We start from the raw sequence: 12,581 nt of genomic DNA on the forward strand, positions 1-12,581 counted from the left end.
TTGCCCTCACTCGGTTGGCCGCACCGTTCGACCGAAGTCCGATGACCGCCTACCGACCGGTCATCGACCGCTGGGCGCCGCCGATCGCAGCCACTCTCGCTACCCGGCGACGCCGCGCCGCCGCGCTGTTAGACAAGTGAGGTGCCGGTTTTCCCCGGTCACGAAGCGGTGCAGGGTTAGAAGGAGGCGGACTCGTGGCGGCTACACCTCAGAACACCGAGCGCTCGACGGTCGCCGGTGGCGCGCAGCGCAGCCGGTCGATGCCGAGCCGCGTGGTGCCGCCGATCGAGCTCCCCGCGAGCGTCGACGAGCTCGCCCGCACGGCGGCCGCCCAGCTGGGCTGGAACGGCGTCGTGCTCCCCGAGACCACGATCCTCGGCCGCAAGGTCTGCGTGGTCGCCAAGCTCCGCACCGACGTGCACGCCGAACGCATCGCGATGGGTGTCGGCCCGGTGGCCGACCGCGCCACCGTCGACACCTGGACCTGGCCGGAGCTGGCCGGAACCGCCCCCGCCCCGGCCGCCGAGATCGTCGGCGTCCTGGCCGTCGCGCGCCACTGGCGCACCGCGATGGCCTCCGCGGTTCCGTTCGCCCGCTACGGCGAGGCCGCGATGGTGCTCCCGTCGCCGGTCGCGCTGACCGAGGACTACGTCGGCAACTGCCTGCCGCGCGCCCGCGCGTACGGCCTCGCCGTCGTGACCGCCGACCCGAACAAGGTCGTCGACCTCGACCTGGAGGGCCGCTCCGAGCGCGTCGTGCTGGCCGAGGACCCGGTCTCCCGCCTGGTGAACGAGCTGGTCTACGACCACCTGCTCCGCACCGCCGAGGCCTCCGCCTCGCTCGACTGACGCTCGTGATCGCACCGGGATAAGGTCGGCTCATGCGAGTCGTCATTGCTGGTGGACATGGTCAGATCGCACTGAGGCTCGAGCGGCTTCTCGCCGCGCGCGGGGACGAAGCGGTCGGCATCATCCGCAACCCCGCCCACGCGGCGGACCTCGAAGCCGCCGGTGCCCAAGCCGTCGTGCTCGACCTGGAGAACTCCGATGTGGACGCCGTCGCCGAGGTGCTGAAGGGCGCCGACGCCGCGGTGTTCTCCGCGGGCGCGGGGCCGGGTAGCGGCACCGCGCGCAAGGACACTGTGGACCGTGGCGCGGCGGCGCTGTTCGCCGAAGCGGCCGAGCGGGCCGGCGTCCGGCGGCACATCCAGGTGGGCTCCATCGGGGCCGACAACCCGGAGAACCCCGACGTCACCGAGGAGTTCCGGCACTACCTGCGCGCCAAGCGCGCGGCGGAGGACGACCTCAAGGCCCGCGACCTCGACTGGACGATCCTCCGCCCCGGACAGCTGACCGACGACCCCGGCACCGGCCTGGTGCTGCTGGCCGAGCAGACCGGCCGCGGACCGGTGCCCCGCGACGACGTCGCCGCCGTGCTCGCCGGCCTGCTCCAGGCGCCGGCTTCGGTGCGCCGCACCCTGACGCTGATCTCGGGTGAGGCCGCTATCGGCGAAGCGATCTCCGCGCTGTGATCACTCAGGCATCCAGGGAAATCGCCGTCTTCAGCGGCAGCGCGCACCCCGAGCTGGCCGAAGAGATCTGCACCCACCTCGGCGTGCCGCTGCGGCCGGTCGAGATCCAGCGGTTCGCCAACGACTGTCTCGAGGTGCAGCTGCAGGCGAACTGCCGCGAGCGGGACGTCTTCATCATCCAGCCGCTGGTCAAGCCGGTGCAGGAGCACCTCGTCGAGCTGCTGCTGATGCTCGACGCGGCCCGCGGCGCCTCGGCGTCCCGCATCACCGCCGTGATGCCGCACTACTCGTACGCGCGCTCGGACAAAAAGGACGCGCCGCGCATCTCCATCGGCGGCCGCTTGGTCGCCGACCTGCTGGTGACCGCCGGGGCCAGCCGCGTGCTGGCGATGACCCTGCACTCGCCGCAGGTGCACGGCTTCTTCAGCGTCCCGGTCGATCACCTGCACGCGCTGCAGGAGCTGGCCAAGCACTTCCGCCAGTACGACCTTTCGCGCGCCACCGTCGTCTCGCCCGACCTGGGCAACGCGAAGGAGGCGTCGCACTTCGCGCGGCTCCTCGGTGTCCAGGTCGCGGCCGGGGCCAAGGAGCGTTTTCCCGACGACCGCGTCCAGATCACGTCGGTGATCGGCGAGATCACCGGCCGGGACGTGATCGTGCTCGACGACGAGATCGCCAAGGGCAGCACGGTGCTCGAGCTGCTGGACCGGCTGGCCGAGCTGGAACCGCGCTCGATCCGCGTCGCGTGTACGCACGGGCTGTTCGCGGCGAAGGCCATCGAGCGCATCGGCAGCCGGCCGGAGGTGCTGGAGATCGTCTGCACGAACACGGTCCCGGTGCCCGAGGAAGAACGGACCGAGAAGCTGAAGATCCTCTCGATCGCGCCGGCCCTGGCCGAGGCGATCCGCCGGATCCACAACGGCGAATCGGTCTCCGCGCTGTTTTAGGCGGGGCCCAGTACCCGATCCAGGTAGGTGTTGGTGAAGACGCCGCTGGGGTCGGTTTCCTTGCGCACGCGCAGGAAGTCGTCGAAGTGCGGGTAGCGCGAGCGGAGGACGCCGGCGTCGAGGTCGTGCATCTTGCCCCAGTGCGGGCGGCCCCCGACGGCGCCGGCGATCTTCTCGAACGCGCTGAAGTACTCGCGGTACGGCATGCCGACGAACTGGTGGATGGCGATGTAGGCGGAGTCGCGGCCCTGCGCGGTCGACAGCCAGATGTCGTCGGCGGCGGCGACCCGCACCTCGACCGGGAACATCACCGGGTCCTTGAGCTTCGGCACCAGCGCGCGCAGCTCGGCGAGCACGTCGAGCACTGATTCACGTGGAACAGCGTATTCCGTCTCGGTGAACCGGACGTTCCGCGCGGTGACGAAGACGCGGTGCGAGAGGTCGCTGTACTCGCGGGCGGAGAGGGCGTTCGAGGCGAAGCTGCCGAGCGACGGCACGAGCCGCGGCATCAGCCGTCCGGTCCGGCAGAGCCCGCCGAACGCGACGTTCTCCATGATCCGGTAGTCGACGAACTCCCGCACCTTGCTCAGCGGCTGGGCGGTCTCGCACCGGTTGTTGCGCTTGACCAGGGCGTTCTTGCCGTACGGGAACCAGTAGAACTCGAAGTGGTCGTTGTCCTCGGCGAAGTCGTGGAAGCCTTCGAGCACCTGCTCCAGCGGCTCCGGCCGCTCCTGCGCGTGCAGGTAGAACGAGGGTTCGCACTTCAGCGTCACGGTGGTGATCACGCCGAGCGCGCCGAGGCCGACGCGGGCGGCGGCGAAGAGGTCCGGCCGCTCGCCGGCCGAGCAGGTGACGACCGAGCCGTCCGCGAGGACGAGTTCGAGGGCGACGATCTGGGTGGCGAGGCCGCCAAGCTTCGCGCCCGTGCCGTGGGTACCGGTGGAAATCGCGCCGGCGATGGTCTGCGCGTCGATGTCGCCGAGGTTGGCCATGGCCAGCCCGAGCGCGTCGAGTGCGGTGTTGAGCTCCCGGATCGTCGTGCCCGAGCGGACGGTGACGTGGCCGCTTTCGAGGTCGACGCGCTCGATGCCGGTCCAGTGGCGCAGGTCGAGCGCGTCGGAGTCGGCGACGGCGATCGCGGTGAAGGAGTGCCCGCTGCCCCAGGGACGCACGGTCCGGCCGGCCGCGGCGACGCTTTCGACGGTCGCCGCGATTTCAGCCGCGTCGCGCGGCTGGTGAACGTGCTGCGGCGAGGCGGAGGCCGTGCCCGCCCAGTTGGTCCACCGGGTCATGCGCGCGCACCCTTCATCCGTCGAGTGCCCGAAACAGTAAGTGAATACTATTCGCGTTTCAAGCCTTCGTGTCGTACTTTAGACCTCGTGACCAGTGCGACGGTGTACGACTTGGCGACCAAGGACCTCGATCCGCCCTTGGCCGTGGTCGACTTGGCCGCGTTCGACGCGAACGCCGAAGACCTCCGTCGCCGCGCGGCGGGCAAGCCGATCCGCGTCGTCAGCAAGTCGGTGCGCTGCCGCGCGCTGCTGGAGCGGGTGCTCGCGATGCCGGGCTTCGAGGGCCTGATGTGCTACTCGCTCGCCGAGGCGATCTGGCACGTCGAGCAGGGCACGACCGATGACATCGTCGTCGCCTACCCGACGGCCGACCACGAAGCCCTCCGCCGCCTGGCCGCTTCCGATGAGGCCCGCTCGTCGATCTCGATCATGGTGGATTCCGCCGAACACCTGGACCTGGTGGACGCCGCCCTCGGCCACGGCCACCCGGAGGTCCGGGTCTGCTTGGAGCTGGACGCCTCGTGGCGCCCCCTGCCGGGAGTCCACGTCGGCACGCGGCGCTCCCCGGTGTTCACCCCGAAGCAGGCATCGACGTTCGCCCGCCAGATCGTCGCCCGCCCGGGCTTCCGCCTGGTGGGCGTGATGGCGTACGAAGGCCAGATCGCGGGCCTCGGCGACGCGGCCGGCCGCCGCCTGAACCAGGCCCTGGTCGGCTGGATGCAACGCCGATCGGCGGCCGAGCTGGCCCGCCGTCGCGGCGCAGTGGTCCGAGCGGTCCAGGCGGTGACGCCCTTGGAGTTCGTCAACGGCGGCGGCACGGGCAGCCTCGAGTCGACGGGCGCGGACGCGGTGGTGACGGAGATAGCGGCGGGCTCAGGTCTGATCGGCCCCACGCTCTTCGACGGCTACACGCGCTTCAAGCCCCGCCCGGCGGCGTTGTTCGCGTTGCCGGTGGTCCGCCGCCCCACTCGCAAGATCGCCACCCTGTTTTCGGGTGGGTACATCGCCTCAGGCCCGACAGGCCCATCCCGCCAGCCGTCGCCGTACCTGCCGGCGGGCTTGAAGTTCCTCGGCTTCGAGGGAGCAGGCGAGGTCCAGACCCCGGTAACCGGCCGAGCGGCACGAACGCTGAAGCTCGGCGACCGGGTATGGCTCCGGCACGCAAAGGCGGGCGAGCTGGCCGAGCGGTTCACGCACTACCACCTGGTGCTGGGCGACCGGGTGGAGCGAACGGTCCCGACGTACCGGGGCGAGCACCAGAACTTCGGCTGACCAGCCTGTCGGCCGGAAACATCCCCCGCCCATCGGCGGCAAAGTCCGCGGACCGAGCCGGCTCCGCGCCGACGGCGGGGCGGGCAGCTCAAGCGACATCACACGCCGGGGCTTCGCCCTCGCAGCCCCGGCCATCATGGCTTTGCCGGAACCGTGGGGCGGCAAGAAGAAATCGTTGGGCCTTCTCCGGCGCGCGAGCTGGCCCGAGCGGTTCACGCACTACCACCTGGTGCTGGGCGACCGGGTGGAGCGAACGGTCCCGACGTACCGGGGCGAGCACCAGAACTTCGGCTGACCAGCCTGTGGGCCAGGGGCGCGGCCGGAAAACATCCCCCACCCATCCCGGGGGGCGTCCCCAAGTCCAGTCTATCGGCACCCCCCGACGAACCCGCCCCGAACCACGGACTTGTCCACAGCTGTGCATGCCTGTGGACAACTTCTGTGGACAGCTACGACCGCTCCCCGAACCGGGCCGCCAGATACCCCTTCACCACGTACTTCGCCTCGGCGACGATCTTCTCGTCGCCCCGGGGTTCCCGTCGGAAAGCCAGCTTCAACAGCGCGTCGGCCACCTCGTTGGCGATCGTGATCGCGAACCGCAGGTCCTCCACCGGCCGATCCACCTGCGTGGCCACCAGGTCCGTCAGGGAATCGACGATCACCGCGTTGTTGTCGCGGGTCTCGTCCAGCAGTTGCCGGTCGATGATGTCGCCGAAGTGGACCTTCGAGAAGCCCGGGACCGTGCGGTGCATCTCCAGGTAGATGTCGAGGATCGAGTCGACCACGTCCCACCAGTGCTCCGGGCCCAGCTGCGTCAGCCGCTCGTTCACCGCCGCCATGAAACGTTCGAGGTTCCGGGCCGTAAGCGCTTGCACGACCGCGCGCTTGTCCGGGAAGAACTGGTACAGCGAACCTACGGCGACGCCCGCTCGTTTGGCGATCAAGGTCGTCGTCAGCGCGTCGTAACCGAGCTCGTCGATCAACGCCGCGCTGGCGTCGAGCATCTGCTCGACCCGCTTCGCGCTGCGTTGCTGAACCGGCTGACGGCGTAAGGGGGTGGCTTCTGCCGGCACCTTCGCGGCCTGGATGTCGGACACGGCGCTCCTCCTCGTCTGATCTGGGACTTTATCGTGCCGACGGGCTTCCCCACGGACGAGTGAAGACCTAGTATATGAGAACTTTTCATGTTCACCCGTACGGGTGGCCTGACGAAGGGGTCAGCAGCCGGTGCAGAACCCGATCTTCCCGCCCGACTTCCTCTGGGGTGTTTCGACATCGGCGTTCCAGATCGAAGGAGCTACCAGCGAAGGTGGGCGCGGACCGTCCATCTGGGACACGTTCACCGCGACCGAAGGCAAGATTGCCCGCGGTGAACAAGCCAACGTAGCCGCCGACCACTACCACCGCTACCCCGAGGACATCGCGCTGATGGCGGAGCTCGGCGTCGGTGCCTACCGGATGTCCATCGCCTGGCCGCGCATCCAGCCCGACGGCAAGGGCGCGCCCCATCCCGAAGGGCTCGGCTTCTACGACAAGCTCATCGACGCCGTTTGCGAAGCGGGCATCGCGCCCGCCGTCACGCTTTACCACTGGGACACCCCGCAGGCCGTCGAGGACGAGGGCGGCTGGCTCTCCCGCACTACCGCTGAGCGCTTCGCCGAGTACGCCCAAATCCTCGGAGACCGCTTCGCCGATCGGGTGAAACTGTGGATTCCGCTCAACGAGCCCATGGTCATGTCCATCTTCGGTTACGGGATCGGTGAGTACGCGCCCGGCAAGATGCTCCTGCTCGACGCCATCCCCACCGCGCACCACCAGAACCTCGCGCACGGCCTCGCCGTCCAGGCCCTGCGCGCGGCGGGCGCGACGAACATCGGCACCGCCAACAACCACTCGCCCATCTGGCCCGCCGACGACACCGTCGAGGACGAAAGAGCCGCCGTGTGGCTCGACGCGCTCCTCAACCGGCTCTACGCCGATCCCGTGCTGCTCGGCAGCTACCCCGAGCAGCTCCACGACCACCTCCCCGCCGGGTTCGCCGACGACCTGCCGACCATCGCGCAGCCCCTCGACTTCTACGGCGTCAACTACTACGAGCCGCAGGGGGTCGCGAAACCCGGCCCGGGCAACCCGCTGCCCTTCGAGCTCCGCGCGGTCGAGGGCTACCCGATGACGACCAACGACTCGCCGATCGTCCCGCACGCCCTGCGCGAGCTGCTGCTCGACTTCCACCACCGCTACCGCGACAAGCTGCCGCCGATCCAGATCACCGAGAACGGCTGCAGCTTCGCCGACGAGGTCGCCGAAGGCGGTGGGGTCCACGACCCCGAACGCATCGACTTCCTGCACAGCCACCTGGTCGCGCTGCGCGAGGCGATGGACGCCGGCGTCGACGTCCGTGGCTACTTCTGCTGGTCCCTGATGGACAATTTCGAGTGGTCCAAGGGCTACGCGCCGCGCTTCGGCCTGGTGCACGTCGACTACGAGACCCTGCGGCGGACGCCGAAGGACTCGTTCCACTGGTACCGGAAGCTGGTGCGGGATGAGTAGTGAGACGACCGAGGCCACCGGTGTACCGGAAGCGCTCGCCGAGCCCGTCCTGCGGGTGCGGCCCGGCTGGATGAGCCTGCTGTTCTTCGCGAACATCGCGCTCTGGCTGGGCATCTACGCGCCGATCCAGGTGCTGCTGCCGCAGCAGGCCGAGCTGCTCGACCAGGTGAACAAAGAGTTCGTGCTCGGCCTGGTGATGGGCGTCGGCGCGGTCGTGGCGCTGATCGTCAACCCCGCGGTCGGGCTGCTGTCGGACCGGACGTGCTCGCGGTTCGGCCGTCGCCACCCGTGGACGGTGATCGGTGCGGCGGTCGCCGCCGTCGGGCTGCTGGTGCTGGCGTTCGCGCCGAACGTCGCGCTGCTGATCACCGGCTGGTGCCTCGTCCAGGCCGGGCTCAACGGCATGCTCGCGACGCTGATGTCCGCCATCGCCGACCGCGTCCCGGTCGGGCAGCGCGCGCAGGTCGGCGGGCTCGTCGGCATCGCGCAGATGCTGGGCACCGTGCTGGGCGCGGTCGTGGTCGTCGTCATGCTCGGCATCGCCGGGTTGCCGCTGGCTTACGCGGCCTGCGCCGGGATCGTCCTGGTCGGCGCCGCGTTCTTCGTCCTGCGGACGCCGGACGCGCACCTGCCGGTGGAGTACCGCCCGTCGTCGGCGGCCGGCGAAGTCATCCGCAACCTGTGGGTCTCGCCGCGGCGGTTCCCGGACTTCGCGTGGGCGTGGGCGTGCCACTTCATGATCAACCTCGGCAACGCGTTCGGCACGCTCTACCTGCTGTTCTTCCTCAAGGACGCGGTGCACTACCCGGACCCGGACACCGGGCTGCTCATCATGATGGCGCTGTACGGTGTCGCGCTCGTGGCCGGCGCGCTCGTGGCCGGGCACTTTTCGGACCGGTCCGGCCGGCGCAAGCCGTACGTGCTCGCGGCCTCCGGGGTGATGGCCTTGGCGGCTCTGCTGCTGGTGATCTGGCAGAGCTGGCCGGTCGCGCTCGTGGCGTCGCCCCTGCTCGGCGTCGGGTTCGGGGCGTACATGGCGGTCGCGCTGGCGATGCTGACGCAGGTGCTCCCGACGGCGCAGGACCGGGCGAAGGACCTCGGCGTCATCAACATCGCGAACTCGCTGCCGCAGGTGGTCGCCCCGCTGGTGACGCCGCTGGTGCTCGCCTACCTCGGGGGCTACGCGGGACTGTTCGCGGCCTCAGCCGTCGCGACCCTGCTGGCCGCGGTGCTCGTACTACGGGTCAAGGCGGTGCGCTGACCCAATTCGGGATGTGGAACCGCGGGCCGGTGCCGGTCGGGGGAGGGGAGTGCAACGGCACCGGCCCGCGGAATTCAGGGGCCGCTCGAGGCGGGGCACGAGGGCGATCACCTGCATGATCTCCGCCGTGTGTGTTGATCAATCTAGCGGGGGATTACGGCCTGGGCTAGGCCTAACGCGGATTTTTTTCGATTAATCGCGATGCGGTCTGGGTGGCCGAGGACTGGTTCGCGCTGCTCGGGGGTGCGGGCGAAACAGCCCTCGGCCGGGGCGAGTGCAGGCGCGGGTCCGATGGGGCGATCGGTCGGCCGCGCTCGCCGGTCTGAAGGGTCAGGCGGTGACCGCTCGGCGCGGATTCACCAACGCGTGGCGCCCGGTGGTCTCGGCCGCGGTGGGCGGTGCGGGGTGCGTCGGCACCGGGCTCTTGCGGCGGCCCTGCAGCCGGCTGTCCGATGAGGACGGCTGCTGCGGCGCCAGCCCGCCGGCCACCAGGTGTTCGTGGGCGACCTGCCAGACCGAGCACGGCGCCTTGCAGCGGTGCCACCGGGTCGAACAGGTCGGGCAGTCACCGCGCTCGTCGGGCTCGTGCATCTTCAGCATCGCGCGCCACGCCTCGGTCAACCGGGGCAGTTCGGAGCGCGCGACCGAGACGAGCGACTGGGCGTCGGCGCGGTTCGCCAGGTCGGTCAGCATGTCGAGGCGCTCCCAGACCGCATTGCGGAGGACCTGCCCGAGTACCTGATCCATGTCAGCTCACCGTTACCTTTCCGCCATCTTGGCGGCTTCGTTGAGCGCGGCGCGCAGCTGGCCGAGCTGGCCGGACGTCAGCCGCGCGGTCTCGCCGGGAGGCGAGACCAGTACCACCTGGTTGTCTTCGACGAACACCGTCACCGCCCGCTCCCGGCTGATCAGGTCGCCGCACTGCACCCGCCACACGAGCTGACCCCCCTCGTAGTGGCGGACGCTCGCGGTGCGGGGGTCCACCGCCGCGGCGGGGGTGACGGGGCGGACGGCGGAGACGGGAGAGACCGTCGCGACCGCCGGCCGCACAGCGCGGGTGGCCGTGCCGGCATGTCCCCCTGCGAACGAGTCCACGAACTCCACGCCCTTCTCCGCTCTGTCGAAAGTCTTCGAAGATGCCTTCTGCAACATCGCTTGCACAGCGCTGCGGTTTTCGTAGCTCTCCGTGATCGCTACCGGTGTCCGGGCGGTGACGGAGATCTGACAACTACAGTGAGGTGAAACCGGGTGAGTTAGAAGGTGGAATCGACGTCACAGCGGTGACTGGGCTCGGTTCCACGGTAAGCGGTCACCGGACTTCGCCCCGACCGATCAGGGCACCAGTTCGGCTGTTCACACGGTTTCCCAGGTTTGCCTACGCTGTTTCACAGACGCCCGACCGGACAGTGGAGGGGGCGCGATGGACGCCAGTAACGGTGGCAGTGCCGAAGCCCGGCAGAGCCACGCAGTTCCCGCTGACGCGTGGGAGCAGCCGGAGATGAGAACGGCTCTCGCGTCGCGCGAGATCAGCGCCGTCTACCGGCTCCTGCGCAAGCACGGTGTCTCGCAGCGCCAGATCGCCGCGATGACCGGCCAATCCCAGTCCGAGGTGTCGGAGATCCTCAAGGGTCGCCAGGTCATGGCCTACGACGTGCTCACGAGGATCGCCGACGGCCTGGGCGTCCCCCGTGGATACATGGGCCTCGCCTACGACGAGGCCACGGCGATACGGGTCGTCGGCTCCGCCGACGGCCAGCAGGCTGAGGAGGACGAGTCCGTGAAGCGACGGAGGTTCCTCGCGCACGCCGCCCAGGTCACGATGGGTGCGGCGGTGTTCGGTCCGGAATCGGGCACGTGGTCGGCCGGGCCGGCCAGGACGCCGGCGCCCGGGCGCATCGGCATGACCGACGTGCGCCAGGTCGAAGCCGCAACGCGGGCGCTCCGGGCGCTGGACTACCAGTACGGCGGCGGGTTCTGCCGTGACGCCGTCGTGGCGCAGCTGTCCTGGGGACAGCAGATGCTGGAGTCGAGCGGCACCGAAATGGTGAAGAACCGGCTCTACGTCGCCCTCGCCGACCTGCACTCCCTCGCCGGCTGGACCTCCTTCGACACCGGGCTGATGGACTCTGCCCGCGGTCACTTCGCGAACGCGCTGGACCTGGCCAAGCAGGGCGAAAACCACCCGCTGGTGGCCAACGTGCTCTACCGCATGGGCCGCGTCTACCTGCACCAGGACGCCCCGAACGACGCCTTGAAGCTGTTCCAGCTGGGTCAGATCGCCGCTCAGGAAAGTGGTTCCGAGCTCGCCGTCTCGGTGCTCTGCGCGAACGAGGCGTGGGCCTACGCGATGATGGGCAACGAAGAGCAGGCGGTGAAGCTGCTCGGCCGGAGCAAGGACGAGTTCGAGCGCGCCAACCTGGCCGAAGCCGAATCGTGGGTCAAGTTCTTCACCGAGACCGACGTCTACGCCATGGTCGGCACCGTCCACACGGTGCTCGCGCAGAAGAACGCCGAGCACACCAAGTACGCGATCCCCGCGCTGAGCAGGGCCGTCGAGTCCTACGACGACGAGATGGCCCGCTCCAAGACGTTCATGCTGAGCGCGCTCGCCACCAACCACCTGCTGGACGGCGACCTCGACCACGGCGCCAAGGTCGGCGGCAAGGCCATCGACTGCGCCGAGGGCATCAAGTCCGAGCGGGTCAAGGACCGCATGCGGCCCCTGCAGGAAGAGGCCGAGCGCCGCCGCAACAACGCCGACGCCCGTGACCTCGCCGACCGCCTTCACGCTTTCTACGCCGCTTAACGTCGAAGGCGCCGGCGCGGTTTTGGACGGCCGGTTCACCTCCGGGAAGCTGCGCGGCGTGCTGGCCGAGACCTGCGCGCTGCTGGGTCTCGACCCGGCGGGCGCGCGGCTGCTGCGGTTCACCAACAACGCGGTGTACGCGCTGGTCACGGCCCCTGTCGTGATCCGGATCGTCGGCTCGACGCGGCTGCGGCACCGCGTCGGCACCGTCGTGCGCGTGGCCCGGCACTTCGAACGCCACGGCGTCCCCGCGATCCGGCTGCTCGACGACGTCGAGCAGCCCCTGGAAGTCGGCGGGCACTTGGTGACCGTGTGGCACCAGGTGCCGAGCATCGGCCGTCCGGCGACGTCCGCCGACCTGGCCCGGCTGTTGCGCCAGGTCCACGCCCTGCCCGCGCCGCCCGGCCTCGCCGAATGGGCGCCGTTCGCCGCGGTGCGGGCCCGGGTGTCCGACGCCGAGGAGATCAGCGACGCCGACCGGGAGTTCCTGCTCGGCCGCTGCGCCGAGCTCGAAGCCGCGCTGGCCGAACTGGAGTTCCCGCTGCCCAGGGGCCTGGTGCACGGCGACGCGTACCCCGGCAACGTCATCCCCGGCCCGGACGGGCCGGTGCTCTGCGACTTCGATTCGTCGTGCGTCGGCCCGCCGGAATGGGACCTGACGCCGCTGGCGGTCGGCCGTGAGCGGTTCGGCGACCCGTCGGTGCGCTACCGGACGTTCGCCGCGGAGTACGGCTTCGACGTGACCTCGTGGCCCGGATTCGCGGTCCTCCGCGGCATCCGCGAGCTGAAGCTGACGACCAGCGTGCTGCCGATCCTGCGCAGCCGGCCGCAGGTGCGGCCGGAGCTGTACCGGCGCCTGGACGACTTGCGGAACGCGCGGACCGACACGCGGTGGACGCGTTACCGCTGACCCCGATCTGTC

At 70.0% G+C, this 12,581-nt stretch carries 13 protein-coding genes; 9 read left to right on the forward strand and 4 right to left on the reverse strand.

What is annotated here, in order from left to right; translation table 11 throughout:
* Positions 1 to 194: 194 nt before the first annotated feature.
* The 3 genes from AB0M80_RS09290 to AB0M80_RS09300 are packed head-to-tail and all read left to right on the forward strand — an operon-like array spanning position 195 to position 2,478.
* Complete coding sequence (locus AB0M80_RS09290; protein WP_364561199.1) at positions 195 to 848, forward strand: hypothetical protein; 654 nt, start codon at positions 195 to 197, stop codon at positions 846 to 848.
* Positions 849 to 880: 32 nt separating this feature from the next.
* A complete protein-coding gene (locus tag AB0M80_RS09295) occupies positions 881 to 1,531 on the forward strand; it encodes an SDR family oxidoreductase (protein ID WP_364561201.1) in 651 nt (216 codons plus the stop codon).
* Positions 1,528 to 2,478 carry a ribose-phosphate pyrophosphokinase gene (locus AB0M80_RS09300; RefSeq protein WP_364561204.1) on the forward strand — a complete coding sequence of 317 codons (951 nt, stop codon included), beginning with the start codon at positions 1,528 to 1,530 and terminating at the stop codon, positions 2,476 to 2,478. The genes AB0M80_RS09295 and AB0M80_RS09300 overlap by 4 nt, the downstream gene beginning before the upstream one ends.
* Here the strand turns inward: AB0M80_RS09300 and AB0M80_RS09305 are convergent.
* The gene (locus AB0M80_RS09305) at positions 2,475 to 3,770 is read right to left on the reverse strand and encodes a D-arabinono-1,4-lactone oxidase (protein WP_364561207.1); all 1,296 of its coding nucleotides are present in this window, start codon (positions 3,768 to 3,770) and stop codon (positions 2,475 to 2,477) included. The two genes, AB0M80_RS09300 and AB0M80_RS09305, sit on opposite strands and share 4 nt — an antisense overlap.
* 87 nt (positions 3,771 to 3,857) lie before the next feature.
* Here AB0M80_RS09305 and AB0M80_RS09310 point away from each other — a divergent pair, with 87 nt between their 5' ends.
* Together AB0M80_RS09310 and AB0M80_RS09315 are read left to right on the forward strand one after the other, a co-directional pair.
* Complete coding sequence (locus AB0M80_RS09310) at positions 3,858 to 5,042, forward strand: amino acid deaminase/aldolase (RefSeq protein WP_364561209.1); 1,185 nt, start codon at positions 3,858 to 3,860, stop codon at positions 5,040 to 5,042.
* A 136-nt stretch (positions 5,043 to 5,178) separates the two neighbouring features.
* Positions 5,179 to 5,337, forward strand: a complete 159-nt coding sequence (locus tag AB0M80_RS09315; protein ID WP_364561212.1) for a hypothetical protein — start codon at positions 5,179 to 5,181, stop codon at positions 5,335 to 5,337.
* 154 nt (positions 5,338 to 5,491) lie between these two features.
* Here AB0M80_RS09315 and AB0M80_RS09320 read toward each other — a convergent pair whose 3' ends face one another.
* Positions 5,492 to 6,139, reverse strand: coding sequence for a TetR family transcriptional regulator (locus AB0M80_RS09320; RefSeq protein WP_364561215.1), 648 nt, complete (start codon positions 6,137 to 6,139; stop codon positions 5,492 to 5,494).
* A gap of 130 nt (positions 6,140 to 6,269) precedes the next feature.
* On the opposite strand from AB0M80_RS09320, the gene AB0M80_RS09325 reads away from it, so the two are divergent.
* Positions 6,270 to 7,592, forward strand: a complete 1,323-nt coding sequence (locus AB0M80_RS09325) for a GH1 family beta-glucosidase (protein WP_364561218.1) — start codon at positions 6,270 to 6,272, stop codon at positions 7,590 to 7,592.
* Positions 7,585 to 8,853 (forward strand): MFS transporter, encoded by a 1,269-nt coding sequence (locus AB0M80_RS09330; protein WP_364561221.1) that lies wholly within the window; start codon positions 7,585 to 7,587, stop codon positions 8,851 to 8,853. The genes AB0M80_RS09325 and AB0M80_RS09330 overlap by 8 nt, the downstream gene beginning before the upstream one ends.
* A 330-nt stretch (positions 8,854 to 9,183) precedes the next feature.
* On the opposite strand, the gene AB0M80_RS09335 is transcribed toward AB0M80_RS09330, so the two are convergent.
* Positions 9,184 to 9,600: a hypothetical protein gene (locus AB0M80_RS09335; RefSeq protein WP_364561224.1), complete on the reverse strand. Its 417-nt coding sequence runs from the start codon at positions 9,598 to 9,600 to the stop codon at positions 9,184 to 9,186.
* Positions 9,601 to 9,612: 12 nt separating this feature from the next.
* Positions 9,613 to 9,957: a hypothetical protein gene (locus tag AB0M80_RS09340; protein ID WP_003069007.1), complete on the reverse strand. Its 345-nt coding sequence runs from the start codon at positions 9,955 to 9,957 to the stop codon at positions 9,613 to 9,615.
* 316 nt (positions 9,958 to 10,273) lie between these two features.
* Between AB0M80_RS09340 and AB0M80_RS09345 the strand changes: the two genes are divergently transcribed.
* Both AB0M80_RS09345 and AB0M80_RS09350 read left to right on the forward strand, forming a co-directional pair.
* The gene (locus AB0M80_RS09345; protein ID WP_364561227.1) at positions 10,274 to 11,659 is read left to right on the forward strand and encodes a helix-turn-helix transcriptional regulator; all 1,386 of its coding nucleotides are present in this window, start codon (positions 10,274 to 10,276) and stop codon (positions 11,657 to 11,659) included.
* 22 nt (positions 11,660 to 11,681) lie between these two features.
* A complete protein-coding gene (locus AB0M80_RS09350) occupies positions 11,682 to 12,569 on the forward strand; it encodes an aminoglycoside phosphotransferase family protein (RefSeq protein ID WP_364562017.1) in 888 nt (295 codons plus the stop codon).
* Positions 12,570 to 12,581 lie beyond the last annotated feature (12 nt).

This window comes from Amycolatopsis sp. NPDC051045 (assembly GCF_040682955.1).
Taxonomy (GTDB): domain Bacteria; phylum Actinomycetota; class Actinomycetes; order Mycobacteriales; family Pseudonocardiaceae; genus Amycolatopsis.